Genomic DNA, 16,587 nt, shown 5'->3' with positions numbered 1-16,587 from the left:
AATCACCGATCGCTGACCGCCGCCCTTGGATTGACCCATGGCTCCTGGTTCGAGCGCGCCAGCGGCTGTTTGCCGAGGATGTGGTCGGCGGCCTTCTCGCCGGTCATGATCGACGGGCCGTTGAGGTTGCCGTAGGTGACGTGCGGGAAGATCGAGCTGTCGGCGACGCGCAGGGCCTCGACGCCGATCACCCGGGTCTGCGGATCGACCACCGCCATCGGATCGTCCTTGGCGCCCATCTTGCAGGTGCCGCAGGGATGATAGGCGCTTTCCAGATGCTCGCGCAGGAAGGCGTCGATCTCTTCGTCGCTCTGCACGCCCTCTCCGGGCTGGATCTCCGCCCCGCGATAGTGGTCGAAGGCCGCTTGCCCGAAGAGTTCGCGGGTGAGGCGCACGCAGTGGCGGAATTTCTCCCAGTCCTCGGCATGGCTCATATAGTTGAAGCGCAGCACCGGATCGGCCTTGGGATCGGCCGAACGCAGCGTCACGCTGCCGCGCGATTTCGACAGGTTGTAGCCGACATGCACCTGGAAGCCGTGGCTTTTGGCCGCCGCCTTGCCGTCATAGCTGATGGCCACCGGCAGGAAATGATACTGGATGTCGGGCTGCTTCAGCCCCGGCGCGGAGCGCAGGAAGGCGCAGGCTTCGAATTGATTCGAGGCGCCGAGCCCGCCCTTCGACAGCAGCCATTGCGCCCCCGCCACCCCCTGCCAGAACCACGGCAGCCAGGAATAGAGCGATACCGGCTTGGTGCTCACCTGCTGGAAGTAGAATTCCATATGGTCCTGCAGGTTGGCGCCGACACCCGGCCGATCGGCCTTCACCTCGATGCCCATCTCCTTCAGATGCTCGGCCGGTCCGATGCCCGACAGCATCAGCAGCTTCGGCGAATTGAAGGAGGAGGCCGAGACGATCACCTCGCGATTGGCCTTGACCACCTCCGTCCTGCCGCCGCGTTCGATTTCGACGCCCGTCGCCCGGCCGTTCTCGATTATCACCTTGCGCGCGAAACCGTAGACGATCTCGACATTCTTCCGCTTCAGCGCCGGTTTCAGATAGGCGTTGGCAGCAGACCAGCGGCGGCCGGAAAAGATGGTCTGCTCCATCAGCCCGAAGCCTTCCTGCTTGCTGCCGTTATAATCCTCCGTCGTCTCGAAGCCCGCCTGTTTGCCGGCCTCGACGAAGGCGCGAAACAGCGGATTGGTGAAGCCGCCGCGCTGGACATGCAGCGGCCCTTCGGTGCCGCGCCAGCCCTCCTCGCCGCCATGCGAATGCTCCATCCGCTTGAAATAGGGGAGAACGTCGGCATAGGCCCAGCCGCCGGCGCCAAGCTCCTCCCAGCGGTTGAAATCCTCCGCATGGCCGCGCACATAGACCATGCCGTTGATCGAGGAGGAGCCGCCGATCACCTTGCCGCGCGGTGCGGTGATGCGCCGGTTGTTGAGGTTGGGTTCCGGCTCGGAGAGATAACCCCAGTTATAGCGCTTCATGCTCATCGGCCAGGCAAGCGCTGCCGGCATCTGGATGAACGGCCCGAAATCGCTGCCGCCCGCCTCGATGACGAGAACGCTATTCTTGCCGTCTTCGGAGAGGCGATAGGCAAGCGCGGACCCCGCCGAGCCCGAGCCGATGATGACGAAATCTGCTTGCATGGTTCTGTCTTTCTCGATTTGCCCTTCGGCCGGCTGTTTGTTCGCCGCGCCTGCCCCTCATCCGGCTGCCGCCACCTTCTCCCCGCTCGCGGGGAGAAGGGATATGCCGCACCGTTTCGGCATTCTTGACCGCCCCGTTTGCCACGTCCCCTCTCCCCGCGAGCGGGGAGAGGGTTAGGGTGAGGGGCCGCGTCTTGCGCCGTTCAATAAGGCGCTTGCACCGGCCCCATGCCGACGTAAATCGTCTTCAGCTCGGAATAATGCTCCAGCGCCGCCAGCGAATTCTCGCGGCCGAAGCCGGATTGTTTCGAGCCGCCGAAGGGGATCTCGACCGGGCAGAGATTATAGGTGTTGATCCAGAGCGTGCCGGCCTCCAGCCGATCGACGACGCGGTGGGCGCGGGTGATGTCGGCGGTGAAGACGCCGCCAGACAGGCCGAATTCGCTGGCATTGGCGCGTGTGATGACTTCGTCTTCATCGTCGAAATCGAGCACGGACATGACAGGCCCGAAGATTTCTTCGCGGGCGATGGTCATGTCGTCGGTGACGTCGGCAAACACCGTCGGCTGCACGTAATAGCCTTCGCCGGAAACGTTGTTGGGAATACCGCCGCCGGCGACAAGCGTTGCGCCCTCGGCCTTGCCCTTTTCGATATAGGCGACCACCTTCTCGCGCTGCGCCCAGGAAACCATCGGGCCGATCTGCGTTGCCTCATCCATCGGGTCGCCGATCAGCATCGCTTCGGTGCGCGCCTTCAGCCGCCTCAGGAATTCGGTCTTAACAGCCTTCTGCACGAAGACGCGGGTGCCGTTCGAGCAGACCTGGCCGGTGGAATAGAAATTGCCGAGCATCGCCCCGCCGACCGCCGAGTCGAGATCGGCGTCGTCGAAGACGATCAACGGCGACTTGCCGCCGAGTTCCATCGTCACATGCTTGAGGCTGCCGGCGGCGGCGGCCGCCACCCGGCGCCCGGTCGGCACCGAACCGGTCAGCGAGACCTTGGCGACATCGGGATGGTTGACCAGCAGCGGCCCGGTGTCGCGGTCGCCCTGGATAACGTTGAAGAGCCCCTTCGGCAGCCCCGCCTCATGCAGGATCTCGGCGATCTTCAAGGCGCCGAGCGGGGTGTTTTCCGAGGGCTTGAAGACCATGGCGTTGCCGCAGATCAGCGCCGGCGCACTTTTCCAGCAGGCGATCTGCTGCGGATAATTCCAGGCGCCGATGCCGACGCAGACGCCGAGAGGGACACGCTTGGTATAGGCAAAATCCTGGCCGAGCGGGATATGCGAACCGTTGAGCCCTGCGGGTGCTGCGCCGCCGAAGAATTCGAATGCGTCGGCGCCCGAGGTCGGGTCGGCGACGATCGTCTCCTGGATCGGCTTGCCGGTATCGAGCGTTTCCAGTTCGGACAACGCCCGGTTCCGCTCGCGCATGATCTCGGCGGCGCGCTTGAGGATGCGCCCGCGTGCCATCGGGCTCATCGCCGCCCATTCCGGCTGGGCGCGTTTGGCCGCGGCGATCGCCTTCTCGACGATTGCAGGCGTTGCCGCATGCAGTCGGGCGATCACTTCGCCGGTCGCCGGATAGAGGCTCTCGATGACGGCCCCGTCTGTGTCCTCGACATATTCGCCGTCGATGAAGTGCGAGGCTTTCGGTTGGGCTTTCATGTCATTTGTCCTTGGGTGGTGCGATATGGTTTTCCCTTCTCCCCTGGGGTGTCCAAGGGAAGGGAAGGGGAGGTGGCGGCCAGAAGCGCGTTCACATAATCCTCCGTCAGCGCGATCGAGGCTTCGATGCCGATCGGCGCCGATTTCAGACTTTGCCTGATATACAGCCCGTCGATCATCGCCGCAGCGCCCTCGGCGATGCGTTCTGCGGCGTCGGCCGGCAGCAGCGCCTTGAGATCGGCAAGCAGGTTGGAGCGCAGCCGCCGGGCATAGATCACCAGGAAGCGCCGCGTTTCCTCCGAGCGCTGCGCTTCGGCATAAAAGGCAAGCCAGGCGGCGATCGTGTCGGGCGCGAACTGGTCGGCGTGGAAGTTGACACGGATGACGGCCGAAAGCCGGGCACGCGGTGTGCGCGCCGCCTTCAGCGCCGCCACCGTATCATGGCGCAGCTGCCGCAGAAGCGAGCGGATCGTCTCGATCAACAACTGTTCCTTGCTGCCGAAATAGTGATGCGCGAGAGCAGGGGAGACGCCGGCCTGGCGGGCGATATCGGACATGGTGACACCAAGCGAGCCGTGATCGCCGATCACCCGCAGCGCCGCATCGACAAGCGCCTTGCGGCGCACTGGCTCCATTCCGACTTTCGGCAAAACGCCAACTCCTCACGAATTTTCGATAAGGATATTTTTGATTGACTGATCAATCAACAAAAATATTGGCCGAATTGATTTCGCGCAGATCTTTTCCGCAGAAACGAGCGCAACATATTCGAAGTTGATCAGGAGGTGTGCCATGACCAGCGTCTTCAACGAAATGCCCGGACCGCTTCGGTCGAAATGGGTCTGGTTCCTCGGCCTCGGCGTGCTGCTTCTTATCTGTGGCATCATCGCTCTCAGCAATCTGTTGATGGCGACCGTCGCTTCGGTCTTTTATGTCGGCATGCTCATGCTGGCAGGCGGCGTCATCTATCTCGTCCATGCGTTTCAGGTGCGCCGTTGGGATCAAGTGCTCTTCTGGGCTCTGAGCGGCGTGCTTTACCTGCTTGCCGGCATCTGCGCCTTCATCAATCCCATCTTCACCTCGGCGGCCTTGACGCTGTTTCTGGCCATTGCGCTGCTCGTTGCCGGCATTTTCCGTCTCTGGGTCGGGATGCGGATGCGGCCGCTGAGGGGCTGGCGCTGGATCGCGGCCAGCGGCGTCATGACAGCGCTGGCCGGCTTCGTCATCGCGCTCGGCTGGCCGGTCAACAGCCTCTGGGTCCTCGGCCTGTTCCTGGCCGCCGATCTCATCGTCCAGGGCTCGACCATGATCGCCTTCGGCCTCGGCATCCGCAGTTGAAACCTTTTTGATACGCCTATTTTGACAAGGGCATGACAGGGGATTAGACTTAAGGGGTATGGACCGCTCGCCAAAAGCGGGTGGTCCTGTGTACGATCGCCGCAAATGGTCATGCGTCCCCCAAAGGCAGGGTTCTGCCTGAATAAAAAAGGGAGGAAGTTCATGCCGATGGTCACCGTTTCCATCTCTCCGCAACAGGCAGCGGGCATCCGCGCCGCCGTCGATAATGGCGGTTATGCCTCGAGCAGCGAGGTCGTCCGCGAGGCGCTGCGCCTCTGGGATGCCGCCCGCAAGCTCAACGAATTCCGCGACGATGTCCTCGACGACGAGGACACGCCATCCGGCGGCAGATGCGTCGCCGACATGTTCGCCGATCATGAGGCACAGCGCCGTCGTTCAGCTTGAATAAGCGCCTGATTGTAATTTAGAATTCGGATAAACGCGGAGCGCGTGGCGACGGCCTGCGTCTTTCACAAAACTTTCATATTGGCGAAAGGGTTCATTGATCCTTCCGCGGCATGTTCCGGATGAAAAAGAACACGTCGCAGTGGAGATCAGCCACATGAAGAGCGGGACTTCCCTGGCGGCCACCGTCGAGCCCGGCGTCCTGCGCCGCTATGCCAGCGATCAGATCGTCACGCTTGCCAAGCTCGTGGTCGAGAATGCTTTCCAGCCGATCGTCGAGGCCGGAACCGGCACGGTTTTCGGTTACGAATCCCTGATGCGCGGCCAGGAGCGCATCGGTTACGACACGCCGGTCGACATTCTCGACGAGGCCCATCAGGCCGGCCAACTGCTGCAGTTCGAGCAGATGCTCGCTAGCCGCGCGCTCGCCAAATTTGCGACGCTGTCGAATTTCTCCACCTCGACACTGTTCCTCAATCTCGATGTCCGGCTGATCCCGCATGGCGAACGCCTGGTCGAGAACCTGCTGCAGCACTTGCGGAAGGCCAATATTCCGCCGTCCTCAGTCTGTTTCGAATTCTCCGAACGCTTCGACAATACCAGCGTGCCGGAATTTGCGGCCCTTGTTTCGAAGCTGCGCAAGGCCGGTTTCAAGCTGGCGATCGATGATTTCGGCGTCGGTCACGGCGAGATGAAGCTGCTTTGCGATCATTCTGTCGATTATCTGAAGATCGACCGCCATTTCGTTGCCGAGATCGACCGCAGCCCGCGCAAGCGCCATCTCTTGAAGAGCATCGTCAACATCGCTCATGTGCTCGGCACCCGCGTCATTGCCGAAGGCATCGAGACCGAGGCCGAATTCATCGCCTGCCGCGAATATGGCGTCGACCTCGTCCAGGGCTGGTTCATCTCCCGCCCGACGACTCACATGTCGGAACTGGCGCCGTCGTTCCCGCATCTGCAGGAACTCGGAAAGACCAAGCGCGGCAGCCAGTCGCTCGACGAGATCCTTATCCGCAAGCAGATCGAACTCCTGCCGGCGGTGTACGAGAACGACAGCATCGACAGCGTCTTCGAACTCTTCCGCCGCAACCCGCGCCAGGCCTTCTTTCCTGTGCTCAACGCCAATAGCGAGCCGCGCGGCATCATTCACGAGCAGCATCTCAAGGAATATATCTACCAGCCCTTCGGCCGCGATCTGCTGAAGAACAAGATGTATGAGCGCAGCATCTCGCATTTCGTCGAGATGGCGCCGATCGTCGGCCTCGACAGCGACGCCGAGCATTTGATGGCGATCTTCGCCAATATGGAAGGCAGCAACTGCCTGATCCTGACCGACAATATGCGCTATGCCGGCGTCGTCTCCGCCGCCTCGCTGATCAAGGTGATCAACGAGAAGCAGCTGAAAACTGCCCAGGATCAGAACCCGCTGACCGGCCTGCCTGGTAATCGCGCCATCCGCGATTTCATGCGCCAGTCCGGCCGCGACGGCGATGAGGTTCGCCACTTCTGCTATTGCGATTTCGACAATTTCAAGCCGTTCAACGATGCCTATGGCTTCCATCTCGGCGATCACGCGATCTCGCTGTTTGCCGCGCTGATGCGCCGCTATTTCTTCGCTGAGCGGCACTTTCTCGGCCATGTCGGCGGTGATGATTTCTTCATCGGCGTCGTCGGCTGGACGAAGGAGGAACTGACCGAGATTCTCGACCGGCTGATCAGCGATTTTCACGACGATGTGCTCGATCTCTATTCCGACGAACATCGCGCCGCCGGCCGCATCCTCGGCCACGACCGCAGCGGCGCCGAAGCTCTGTTTCCGCTGATGCGCTGCTCGATCGGCGTCATCGAACTGCCGGAAGGTCTTGTTATCGACGATATCAACCGGGTCAGTGCCGAGATCGCCGTCATCAAGTCGGCCGCCAAGGAGAGCGACGAAGGTCTCGTCTTCCATCTCCTGCAGCGCAGCGCGTCCCTTTAGCCGCGCAAAGGGTGGGCGAGGCGAATTGACGCCCTTGCCACATCAAGCCTTCCCAAGCCCGCGGGGCTGACTTATTTCATTGCTCCGATCAGGGAGGGTCGCGCCATGTCACTGCCTCGGGAAATGTCACTGCCTCAGGAAATGCGTTTCGTCGATCTGCCGTCCTTCGGGGCAGCTGACGTGATGACGATTGGCAGACAGGCGCTGCCTGTCCCGGGCGAAGGTCAGGTTCTGGTGCGCGCCGAGGCGATCGGTGTCAACCGTCCCGATGTCGCCCAGCGCCAGGGCAGCTATCCCGCGCCCAAGGATGCGAGCCCGATCCTCGGCCTGGAACTGTCTGGCGAAATCGTTGCGATTGGCCCTGGCGTCAGTGGCTACGGCATCGGCGACAAGGTCTGCGGCCTGGCCAATGGCGGCGCCTATGCCGAATATTGCCTGCTGCCGGCCGGCCAGATCCTGCCCTTTCCCAAGGGTTATGATGCGGTCAAGGCCGCGGCTCTTCCCGAAACCTTCTTCACCGTCTGGGCCAATCTCTTTCAGATGGCCGGGCTGACGGAAGGCGAGAGGGTGCTGATCCATGGCGGCACGAGCGGCATCGGCACGACGGCGATCCAGCTCGCCCGCGCCTTCGGCGCCGAGGTCTATGCGACGGCAGGCTCGAGCGAGAAATGCGAGGCCTGCGAAAGGCTTGGCGCCAAGCGCGCGATCAATTACCGCAGCGAGGATTTCGCCGAGGTGATCAAGGCCGAGACCGGCCAGGGCGTCGATATCATCCTCGACATGATCGGTGCGGCCTATTTCGAGCGCAATCTCGCCTCGCTTGGAAAAGACGGCTGCCTGTCGATCATCGCCTTCCTCGGCGGGGCCGTTGCCGAAAAGGTCAACCTCTCGCCGATCATGGTCAAGCGCCTGACGGTGACCGGCTCCACCATGCGCCCGCGCACGGCGGAGGAAAAACGCGCCATCCGCGACGATCTTCTCTCCGAGGTCTGGCCGCTTTTGGAGGCTGGCACCGTCGCTCCGGTCATCCACAAGGTCTTTGCCTTCGAAGAGGTCGTCGCGGCGCACCGGCTGATGGAGGACGGCAGCCATATCGGCAAGATCATGCTCACCCTCTGAGGTCAGCTTCAGACCAGCATTCATGTGCAAGGTGAAGCCGATCTTGGTTGTTTGTGAGTCTCCGGGGTCGTTGAACAGTTGTCTGATCGAAACCCGGCCCCGAAACTGCGCATCTTGATGTGGTGTTGCTTGCGCGTTGTACGGTCCCTACGAGGAATACAATGGCCCTATTCCACGCCTGCCCCATCTGCCGCAGCAGAATTCCGCATTTCGTACCGCTTCCGCGCTACTACATCGACAAGGCGGTCGAGCACGGGTTTCCCTATCGCGTCGATGAATTCGAGACGATCAACCATCAGGCCTATAGCTGCCCCAATTGTCATTCGACCGATCGCGACAGGCTCTTCGCGCTGTTCCTGACGCCGGTGTTCCAGCGCCTCGATCAGGCGCAGGCCGTCCGCTTCCTGGACATTGCGCCGGGCCGGGCCTTGACCTTCTGGCTCAAGACCCACCCACATGTCTTCTACCGCAGCTGCGACATGTATTTGCCCGAGGCAGACGACAAGGCTGATATTCACAACCTGCCCTATGCAGACGAGAGCTTCGACTTCGTGCTTTGCTCCCATGTGCTCGAACATGTCGAGGATCCGGTGCGTGCCAACGCCGAAATCCGGCGTGTTCTCAAGCGGGACAGTGTCGCCATCCTGATGGCACCGATCTGCCTGTCGATCGAGGACACCCATGAAGATCCCAACGTGACGACGCCGGAAGGCCGCTGGGCGCATTTCGGCCAGGACGACCATGTGCGTCTCTTCTCAAAGTCCGGGTTCATCGATGTGATCCGTCGCGCCGGTTTGGGGGTCCAGCAAATTCCGGTTACCGAATTCCTGACACCCGAGGTCTGCGATACCTATGGCATCGGCCGCAACTCCGTCCTTTATCTCGGCGTAAAGCAGCAGGCCGTCCAGCAGGAGCCGGAACCGGACCGCAACGTTGCCTGAGAGTACGACTAATGCATGTTGCCGGAAGTGTGCAGCGGTTCCGGGATAACGACATGCATAAAACAATGAGCTAAAGCGCGTTGCATGAATCAGGTTTGATGCGGCGCGCTTTAGGTTCTGCGTTCAAGCGTGAAAGGCGCCTCGAACCGAGGCGCCTTTTTTAATTTCGGCCGTCTCTCAGCGTCATCGCCGCCGCAATCGCGACGAAGCCGGGCAGCGCCATTGCGGCATAGAGCCAGTAGGCCGCCGAGATGCTGCCGGCAACGCCGCCCGGATCGACGAGGCCGGCGCCATTGGCGATGAGGCCGGCAAAGGCCGCGCCGAAAGCGCCGCCGAGCGAGCTCATCGTCGGGATCGCCGAGGACGCCTTGTCCTGCTCGCTGTCGGCGACGAGCGTCAGGACCATGGCGACGAGATGCGCCCAGCCGAGCCCGACGCCGAAACCCATCATGAACATGGCCGTAGCCGCTGGCACGATGAAGAGGATATGCGCCTGCGGATTGTCGCGCGCGAGAAAGACCGCCAGCGAAAGGGTCGCGGACGCTTCGATCAGCGCCCCGGCGACGATGGCCGCCCGCGCGCGGCCGCCGGTCAGCGAGCCGCTGAGGAAAGCCGAAAACGTCCAGCCGAGGGCGACGAGCGCCACCAGATAACCCGAGACAAGCGGCGTCACCCCGTGCAGCACCTGCAGGAAATAGGGAATGAAGACGTCGCTGACGAGCACGACGGTCATCGCAAGCATGATCAGGTACACCCGTGCAATCGGCCGGGAAAGGCTGACCGCGCCGGAGGGCAGCAGCCGGTTGGGGCTTCGGCTCTCGATGAAAAGCATGCCGCCGACCGCGGCGACCGAGGCCGCGATCAAAGCGATTTTCGCAGCCGTGGTCTCGATCGTGCCGGCGGTGCTGACCATCAGCACGGCGCCGAGCAGCAGCCCGATCTGGGCAATTGGCGTTTTCGCCTGCTCGCGGTCGTCTTCGACCTCAGGCAGCAGCCGTGGCGCCAGCACCGCCATCGCCAGGCCGAGCGGCACCAGCACAATGAAGGCATAACGCCAGTTGCTGCCGGAGGAGAAGAAGCCGCCAAGCGTCGGCCCGATGACGGTCGACACACCCCAGATCGCCGCATAGAGCGTCGACGCCTTCGTCCATAGCGGCTCGGGATAGACGAAGCGGATGAAGGCATAACCAAGCGCTGCCAGCGCCCCGGTGCCGAGACCCTGCACCGCGCGTCCGACCAACACCATCGGCATCGACGGCGCGGCTGCGGCAATCAGGCTGCCGACGCCGAAGACCAGCGCTGCGATCACATAGACGGCGCGAAGCCCGATCCCCCGCGGCCGCATGGCGACGAAGATCGAGCCGAGCACGGCGGCGGCGACGAACAGGCTGGTGACCCAGGAAAACAGTGCGAGCCCGCCGATGTCGCGCACGATCGAAGGCGCGATCGTCGCCATGATGTAAGTCTCCACCGCATAAAGCGTCACGCCGCCGGCAAGGATCAACGTTGCCGGCAGATGCTCGGGCAGGAAGAGGCGAAGGAGGGAGCTGGCATTGGGAACGGTTGCAGTCTGGTCGATATCCGACATGGGACGATCTCGATGTTTTTGCTGGCGAAGGATTATTTTCCAAGTTATAAGTTGGAAAATTACATGCCACCCCGATTAAAACAAGACGTGACTTGGAAAAATATGCGCCAGTCGCCCGCCAACCGCATCCTGATCCTGATAAAGACCGACGGACCGCAGCTCGGCGCCGCGATCGGCGATGCGCTCGGCATTTCGGGCGAGGCCGCCCGCCAGCAGCTCGCCAAGCTGGCGGAGCAGGGGCTGGTGGAGCCGGTCACCGTCGGGACCACGGGCAGGGGCCGGCCGCGTCAGCTCTGGCACCTGACTGCCGCGGGCAACCGGCAATTCCCGGACGGCCATGCCGAACTGACGGCAAACCTGCTCGTCACTCTCACCGAACAGCTCGGACCCACAGCCCTTGACACCGTCATCTCCGCCCGCGAGGCCGAGACGCTGCAGCGTTATCGGCAGGAACTGGAAAATGCCGGCGACCTTGCCGCGCGTGTCGCAGGCCTTGCCGCCATCCGCACCCGCGAGGGCTATATGGCCGATCACTGGCAGGAGGCGGACGGCTCCTTCATGCTGGTTGAAAACCACTGCCCGATCTGCGCAGCCGCTTCTGCCTGCGCCGGCTTTTGCCGCTCCGAACTCGAAACCTTCCGCGCCGCTCTCGGCGCCGACGTCGAGCGCAGCGAACACATCCTCTTGGGCGCCCGCCGCTGCGCCTATCGCATCACGCCGCGTTGAACGATACCGCTCGCAAGCGGCCGTCAGGCCGGCTGCCGCGCCTGCCGCCGCGCGCTTTCGAGATAGAGCAAGACCCCGATCGACGCGAGACCGGCGGCAGCGCCGACGAAGGCGGTTCCGGAATAATCGGTGATCGCAGTGCCGAAGGCGAACAACCCGGCGGCGATGCCGGTGCCGATGAAGGTATTGAGCGAGATCAGCGAAGTTCCGAGCCCCGGCCGGTCTGCGATCAGGTCCTGCAGATAGGTGATCGGCACGCTGAGGATCGCCGCCGCCCCGCAGGCGTTGAGGAGAAGCAGCGCATAGATGTGCCAGGGTGCCGAGGCAAATCCGAGCAGCAGTAGATAGCAGCAATAGATCAGCGCGCCGAAGGCGAGCACATGCACGGTGCGGAACCGCCGCTGCGCCATGCCCCACATCACCATGAACGGCATTTCGAGAAAGGCCGTCAGCCCGGCGATGAAGCCGACGTCGACCACGCTTCCGTCAGCCGCATGGGTGATGATCAGCGGCAGGAGCATGCTGTTTAACCGCTGCAGCCCGAACAGCAGCGCCATGACGATGACACGGACCAAGACATACGGCATGAAGATCCGCTTCAGCGACGCCAGGAACCCGGGCTGATCGGGGGAGGGACCGGCCGTGCCGTTTCCGGGCGCAAAGAAAAAATACAGGCAGAAACAGGTCAGGCTTGCGAAGGCCGCAATCCCATAGGCCGGCGTCATCGACGGCGAATTGACGAGATAGAGGCCGATCATCCCCGGCGCCAGCGCCCAGGAACCGGAAAACAGCGCCCGCACCGTTGCCGTGATTCCCGCCGCCTGGCCGCGATCCATCTGGTTGGTCCTGGCACGCAGGCTGGCAAACAGCAGCGAGTAGGTGGAGTTGCTCATCGGCACCAGCAACAGCGTCGAGACGATGAAGACGGCAGGGCTGTGAAAGATCGCGATCGACCCGAAGCCGAGCATGCCGGCGACACAAAGCCCCAGCACCAGCGGCCGCCGCTCTTTCAGCCTGTCGGACCAGATGCCGAGCGTCAGGCTGGTGGTGACGTTGACGATCGCCGAGAAGAAGATCAGCGCCGAATAGGTGCCGTTGCTCAAGCCCAGTTCGTTGATCCCGATGATCGACTGATAGGGCGCGGTCGAGGCATAGGTAAAGGCGAGCGCGACGAGCGTCACGGCCGGAATGCGGATCCGCTTATCGCGCAGGATCAAGGAAAAGGTGGATGACATGGGGCGGTTCCTGATGCACCTCCTTTAGCTGGATCGGGTACATCAGAGAAACGATAGTTTTCGATCGGCGCGGTCAATTCCTGTGATGGTTGCCGCTTCAGATCTGCGCTGTCAAATTGGAGAGCCAGAAGTCGATTTGGCCGAGGGGCAGAACATTTGCGAGGAAGCCGACCAGGACTGAGGCAATGGACATCAAGACCAACCCCAGAAGTGCTCCAAGGATGATTCCAACGCTTGTCCTTTTGGGCCAGCGCGCCAACCAGCACGCCAGGCTGAGAGAGGCGACCGTGAAAAATACCCACAATATGGACTCTGAAATGGATAGGCCTGATTGCAAAACGATTCCTGCGAATGCGAACTGTGTTGCAGGATATCGTCTCAAGGCATCCAACTTCAAGGCCGGTCTGAGCGCGGCAGGGGACGCAACTAATCTCCCATTACGCCATCTGTCGCGGTACTTGCTCCAGAAGCCCACCCCACCCTCCGTCCTCCTCGGGCTTGACCCGAGGATCCACGCCGTCTCCATCAACTGCGACCATGGTCCCAGGCTCAAGGCCTGGGATGACGGAGACTGGCGGTGTGTTTCCGCCAAACCCGCCGTCCGCGCACGCCGTTGCGACACTCCGGCAAAGCCTAAACCCCGTTGGCTTTCGCGCCCTGACACGCTATGCCTGCCGCATCCCGCCAGCACCCGGAAGAGAGCCCATGACCAATCCCGTCACCGTTGAAGTTACCCGTGGCCTGCTCGTCGAAAGTCGCCATCGCGGCGCGGTGGCGGTCGTCGACGGCGACGGTAAGCTCGTTTTCTCGCTCGGCGACATCGACGCCGCCGTTTTCCCGCGTTCGGCCTGCAAGGCGATGCAGGCGCTGCCGCTGGTCGAGAGCGGTGCGGCCGACGCCTATGGTTTCGGCGATAAGGAGCTGGCGCTGGCCTGCGCCTCGCATAATGGCGAGGACGAGCATGTGGCGCTTGCGGCCTCCATGCTGGCGCGGGCCGGCCGCAATGGCGAAGCGCTGGAATGCGGCGCCCATTGGTCGATGAACCAGAAGGTCCTGATCCACCAGGCCCGCACGCTCGATGCGCCGACCGCGCTGCACAACAATTGCTCGGGAAAACATGCCGGCTTCATCTGCGCCTGCTGCCACCAGGATATCGATCCGAAAGGCTATGTCGGCTATCAGCACCCGCTGCAGGTCGAGATCCGCGCAACGATGGAAAGCCTGACCGGTGCCGTGCTCGGCGCCGAGAGCTGCGGCACCGACGGCTGCTCGATCCCTACCTATGCCGTGCCGCTCAGGAGCCTTGCCCACGGTTTTGCCAAAATGGCGACCGGCACCGGTCTGGAGCCCTTGCGCGCCAGGGCATCCCGCCGGCTGATCGAGGCCTGCATGGCCGAACCCTTTTATGTCGCCGGCTCCGGCCGCGTCTGCACGAAACTGATGCAGATCGCCCCCGGCCGCATCTTCGTCAAAACCGGCGCCGAGGGCGTCTTCTGCGCCGCGATCCCGGAAAAGGGCATCGCCATCGCGCTGAAATGCGAGGATGGCGCCACCCGTGCCGCCGAAGCCATGGTCGCCGCCACGCTCGCCCGCTTCTTCGAGACCGAAGACGAGGCTCATGCCGCCCTGACGGCCTTTGCCGCAACCTCGATGCGCAATTGGAACGGCATCCATGTCGGCGATATCAGGGTCACCTCGGCCCTGACTGAGTGACTATGCCGCGGCGATCGCGACATTGAGGTCGCGATAGGGTTTCAGCCGTTCTGCCGGCATCTCCGCCGGCACGATCATCCCCGCTACTTCGGAAATCGCAAGCACCGGGCAGGGCGAGACGAGATCGAACTTTTCCTGCGTCAGCAGCGCATGGGTTTCGGCCGAACAGCGGGCGATATGCCGCTTGATCGCCGCTTCCTCGAAATCGCCGGTGGAAAGCCCGTGCACCGGATGCGCCGCCGTGACGCCGAGGAAGAACAGATCGGGGCGCAGCTGCGAGATCGCCGCTGCCGCGGCGGCACCCGTTGCCACCATCGAATGTTTGTAGAGCCGTCCGCCGGTCAGGATCACCTCGGCTGTCGGGTGGTGCTCGAGTTCGGCGGCGATCGTCGGGCTGTGGGTCGCAACCGTCAGCGGCATGTCGCGCGGCAAGCGCCGGGCGATCTCCGCCGTCGTCGTGCCGCCGTCGAGAAAGATCATCTGCCCCGGCTTGATCATCGCCGCCGCCGCAGCCCCCAGCCGCGCCTTGATCTCTGAGGCGACGCTGCGGCGTGCGGTGAAATCGGGCAGATCGGGAGAAAGCGGCATCGCGCCCCCATGCACACGTTTCAACAGCCCCTCCGCCGCCATTTCCCTCAAATCGCGCCGGATCGTGTCTTCCGAAAGGGAAAAATCCTCGGCGACGCGTTTGGCGATCACCTGGCCGTCACGGCGCAATATGTCGAGGATGAGGGTTTTGCGTTGTGACGTCAGCATGAGCTCTCTGCACGAAGTTAAACATAATGGCCCGATATTGCACGAACAGACTCGACATTCAAGAAATTCCGTGCATTTTCACGAAATCCCGTGCATGAAGCCGGGAATGCTCAGCGATGGAGTGGATGATGTTGATATTGATTGCCGGCCCTTACAGGTCGGGAACCGGCGACGACCCGGAAAAGATGACCGCCAATCTGAAGCGGCTGGAGCAGCCTTCGCACGCGCTGTTTGCCGCCGGCCACGTGCCGATGATCGGCGAATGGGTGGCCCTGCCGATCTGGCACGCCGCCGGCGGCAAGTCGGTCGGCGATACCCTCTACGAGGAGATCTTCCACCCGGTCGCCGGCCGGCTGCTGCAGCTTTGCGAAGGCGTGCTGCGCTTGGCCGGCGATTCCAAGGGGGCGGACAATGACGTGCGCATCGCCAGGGAACGCGGCATCCCGGTCTGGCACCGGCTGGAAGACGTGCCGGGCTGCGGTTGAAGGGCTTTGCCCTTCGCTTGCGCTCAGCGCATTCGCGGCTAGGCCGCTCACCCCCTCAACCGACCCTTCGGGCCACCTTCTCCCCGCTGGGGAGAAGAGAGAGCAAGCTGGTTTCCCGGTTTCCACGATAGGCGCTTTGAGAGGGAGTGGGGCGCTGCCTAATATCCCTTCTCCCCTCGGGGAGAAGGTGGCCCGAAGGGTCGGATGAGGGGGCCGCACGGCACGCCGATCATTGCTCCTCGTCCCCGCCACGCAGAGACAAAACGCCATCTCCCCAGTTCCGGCGCACCCATCCCTGCGCTATACCAGCGGCCGAAAGGGAGTGGACCACCATGCTGACTTTGTACTACGCGCCGGGAACCTGCGCGCTCGCAAGCCTTATTGCCCTTGAGGAATCAGGCCTCGCCTTCGAAACGCGAAAGCTCAGCTTCGCCAATGGCGAACAGCGCTCGCCGGACTATTTGAAGATCAACCCGAAGGGCCGTGTGCCCGCACTGGTCACCGATCGCGGCGTGCTGACGGAAACGCCGGCGATCCTCGGTTTTATCGCGGAAAGCGCGCCGGCCGCCAAACTGGCGCCGCTCGGCGATGCCTTCGAAATGGCGCGGCTGCAGTCCTTCAGCAGCTATCTCTGCTCGACCGTGCATGTGAACCATGCCCATCGCCCGCGCGGCTCCCGCTGGTCCGACGATCCGGCGGTGATCGAGGCGATGAAGGCCAAGGTGCCGCAAAACATGGCGGATTGCTTCACCCTGATCGAAGAGACGATGTTCAAGGGTCCGTGGGTGATGGGTGAGACCTATTCGCTTGCCGATCCCTATCTCTTCGTCATGACCGACTGGCTGCCCTCCGACGGCGTCGATCCCGCCCGCTTCGTAGAGGTGAGCGACCACCATGCCCGCATGCTGCAGCGCCCCGCCGTCCAGCGGGCGGTGGCCTATGATCGGGGCTGATAGGCTGGCATACCCGGTGCGGTTTGGG

General features: G+C 62.8%; 15 protein-coding genes. 9 read left to right on the top strand and 6 right to left on the bottom strand.

Features of this window, described 5'->3' with window-relative positions; all coding sequences use genetic code 11:
* Window positions 1-2: 2 nt before the first annotated feature.
* From betA to betI, 3 genes are all read right to left on the bottom strand, one after another.
* Window positions 3-1,652: a choline dehydrogenase gene (gene betA / locus AF337_RS26915; RefSeq protein WP_049734525.1), complete on the bottom strand. Its 1,650-nt coding sequence runs from the start codon at window positions 1,650-1,652 to the stop codon at window positions 3-5.
* A gap of 203 nt (window positions 1,653-1,855) precedes the next feature.
* The gene (gene betB, locus AF337_RS26910; RefSeq protein WP_049734524.1) at window positions 1,856-3,319 is read right to left on the bottom strand and encodes a betaine-aldehyde dehydrogenase; all 1,464 of its coding nucleotides are present in this window, start codon (window positions 3,317-3,319) and stop codon (window positions 1,856-1,858) included.
* A complete protein-coding gene (betI, locus tag AF337_RS26905) occupies window positions 3,316-3,954 on the bottom strand; it encodes a transcriptional regulator BetI (RefSeq protein ID WP_152971205.1) in 639 nt (212 codons plus the stop codon). The genes betB and betI overlap by 4 nt, the downstream gene beginning before the upstream one ends.
* A 157-nt stretch (window positions 3,955-4,111) precedes the next feature.
* On the opposite strand from betI, the gene AF337_RS26900 reads away from it, so the two are divergent.
* The 5 genes from AF337_RS26900 (at window position 4,112) to AF337_RS26880 (ending at window position 9,103) form a co-directional block, all read left to right on the top strand.
* Window positions 4,112-4,657 carry an HdeD family acid-resistance protein gene (locus tag AF337_RS26900; protein ID WP_049734523.1) on the top strand — a complete coding sequence of 182 codons (546 nt, stop codon included), beginning with the start codon at window positions 4,112-4,114 and terminating at the stop codon, window positions 4,655-4,657.
* A 162-nt stretch (window positions 4,658-4,819) separates the two neighbouring features.
* Entirely contained in the window at window positions 4,820-5,062 is a 243-nt protein-coding gene (locus tag AF337_RS26895) for a ribbon-helix-helix domain-containing protein (protein WP_049734522.1), read from the top strand.
* Between the two features lie 157 nt (window positions 5,063-5,219).
* Window positions 5,220-7,043 carry a GGDEF domain-containing protein gene (locus AF337_RS26890; protein ID WP_049734591.1) on the top strand — a complete coding sequence of 608 codons (1,824 nt, stop codon included), beginning with the start codon at window positions 5,220-5,222 and terminating at the stop codon, window positions 7,041-7,043.
* Between the two features lie 123 nt (window positions 7,044-7,166).
* Window positions 7,167-8,162, top strand: a complete 996-nt coding sequence (locus tag AF337_RS26885; RefSeq protein ID WP_049734521.1) for an NAD(P)H-quinone oxidoreductase — start codon at window positions 7,167-7,169, stop codon at window positions 8,160-8,162.
* A gap of 161 nt (window positions 8,163-8,323) precedes the next feature.
* Window positions 8,324-9,103 (top strand): class I SAM-dependent methyltransferase, encoded by a 780-nt coding sequence (locus AF337_RS26880; RefSeq protein WP_049734520.1) that lies wholly within the window; start codon window positions 8,324-8,326, stop codon window positions 9,101-9,103.
* A 160-nt stretch (window positions 9,104-9,263) separates the two neighbouring features.
* Here AF337_RS26880 and AF337_RS26875 read toward each other — a convergent pair whose 3' ends face one another.
* Window positions 9,264-10,691, bottom strand: a complete 1,428-nt coding sequence (locus AF337_RS26875; RefSeq protein ID WP_049734519.1) for an MFS transporter — start codon at window positions 10,689-10,691, stop codon at window positions 9,264-9,266.
* A 102-nt stretch (window positions 10,692-10,793) separates the two neighbouring features.
* Here AF337_RS26875 and AF337_RS26870 point away from each other — a divergent pair, with 102 nt between their 5' ends.
* Complete coding sequence (locus tag AF337_RS26870; RefSeq protein ID WP_049734518.1) at window positions 10,794-11,417, top strand: helix-turn-helix transcriptional regulator; 624 nt, start codon at window positions 10,794-10,796, stop codon at window positions 11,415-11,417.
* Window positions 11,418-11,440: 23 nt separating this feature from the next.
* Here the strand turns inward: AF337_RS26870 and AF337_RS26865 are convergent, their stop codons facing one another.
* Window positions 11,441-12,652 (bottom strand): MFS transporter, encoded by a 1,212-nt coding sequence (locus AF337_RS26865; RefSeq protein ID WP_049734517.1) that lies wholly within the window; start codon window positions 12,650-12,652, stop codon window positions 11,441-11,443.
* 705 nt (window positions 12,653-13,357) lie between these two features.
* On the opposite strand from AF337_RS26865, the gene AF337_RS26855 reads away from it, so the two are divergent.
* Window positions 13,358-14,365 (top strand): asparaginase, encoded by a 1,008-nt coding sequence (locus AF337_RS26855; RefSeq protein ID WP_049734516.1) that lies wholly within the window; start codon window positions 13,358-13,360, stop codon window positions 14,363-14,365.
* Here AF337_RS26855 and AF337_RS26850 read toward each other — a convergent pair whose 3' ends face one another.
* Window positions 14,366-15,121 (bottom strand): DeoR/GlpR family DNA-binding transcription regulator, encoded by a 756-nt coding sequence (locus tag AF337_RS26850; RefSeq protein WP_049734515.1) that lies wholly within the window; start codon window positions 15,119-15,121, stop codon window positions 14,366-14,368. It lies immediately after the preceding gene.
* A gap of 128 nt (window positions 15,122-15,249) precedes the next feature.
* Between AF337_RS26850 and AF337_RS26845 the strand changes: the two genes are divergently transcribed.
* On the top strand, window positions 15,250-15,606 hold the full coding sequence (locus AF337_RS26845; RefSeq protein WP_049734589.1) for an NUDIX hydrolase: 357 nt from the start codon (window positions 15,250-15,252) through the stop codon (window positions 15,604-15,606).
* A gap of 332 nt (window positions 15,607-15,938) precedes the next feature.
* Window positions 15,939-16,559, top strand: a complete 621-nt coding sequence (locus tag AF337_RS26840) for a glutathione S-transferase family protein (protein ID WP_049734514.1) — start codon at window positions 15,939-15,941, stop codon at window positions 16,557-16,559.
* The last annotated feature ends 28 nt before the right edge of the window (window positions 16,560-16,587 follow it).

Origin of the sequence: Rhizobium ecuadorense (assembly GCF_001187535.1) — a bacterium.
GTDB lineage: Bacteria > Pseudomonadota > Alphaproteobacteria > Rhizobiales > Rhizobiaceae > Rhizobium > Rhizobium ecuadorense.
This window is presented reverse-complemented; position numbering and strand designations above follow the sequence as displayed.

Coding starts and splice junctions, on each gene's coding strand:
- AF337_RS26845 (WP_049734589.1), top strand. CDS start 15,250: ATGTTGATATTGATTGCCGGCCCTTACAGGTCGGGAACCGGCGACGAC.
- AF337_RS26840 (WP_049734514.1), top strand. CDS start 15,939: ATGCTGACTTTGTACTACGCGCCGGGAACCTGCGCGCTCGCAAGCCTT.
- AF337_RS26875 (WP_049734519.1), bottom strand. CDS start 10,691: ATGTCGGATATCGACCAGACTGCAACCGTTCCCAATGCCAGCTCCCTC.
- AF337_RS26890 (WP_049734591.1), top strand. CDS start 5,220: ATGAAGAGCGGGACTTCCCTGGCGGCCACCGTCGAGCCCGGCGTCCTG.
- betA (WP_049734525.1), bottom strand. CDS start 1,652: ATGCAAGCAGATTTCGTCATCATCGGCTCGGGCTCGGCGGGGTCCGCG.
- AF337_RS26880 (WP_049734520.1), top strand. CDS start 8,324: ATGGCCCTATTCCACGCCTGCCCCATCTGCCGCAGCAGAATTCCGCAT.
- betI (WP_152971205.1), bottom strand. CDS start 3,954: ATGGAGCCAGTGCGCCGCAAGGCGCTTGTCGATGCGGCGCTGCGGGTG.
- betB (WP_049734524.1), bottom strand. CDS start 3,319: ATGAAAGCCCAACCGAAAGCCTCGCACTTCATCGACGGCGAATATGTC.
- AF337_RS26870 (WP_049734518.1), top strand. CDS start 10,794: ATGCGCCAGTCGCCCGCCAACCGCATCCTGATCCTGATAAAGACCGAC.
- AF337_RS26885 (WP_049734521.1), top strand. CDS start 7,167: ATGTCACTGCCTCAGGAAATGCGTTTCGTCGATCTGCCGTCCTTCGGG.
- AF337_RS26895 (WP_049734522.1), top strand. CDS start 4,820: ATGCCGATGGTCACCGTTTCCATCTCTCCGCAACAGGCAGCGGGCATC.
- AF337_RS26900 (WP_049734523.1), top strand. CDS start 4,112: ATGACCAGCGTCTTCAACGAAATGCCCGGACCGCTTCGGTCGAAATGG.
- AF337_RS26850 (WP_049734515.1), bottom strand. CDS start 15,121: ATGCTGACGTCACAACGCAAAACCCTCATCCTCGACATATTGCGCCGT.
- AF337_RS26855 (WP_049734516.1), top strand. CDS start 13,358: ATGACCAATCCCGTCACCGTTGAAGTTACCCGTGGCCTGCTCGTCGAA.
- AF337_RS26865 (WP_049734517.1), bottom strand. CDS start 12,652: ATGTCATCCACCTTTTCCTTGATCCTGCGCGATAAGCGGATCCGCATT.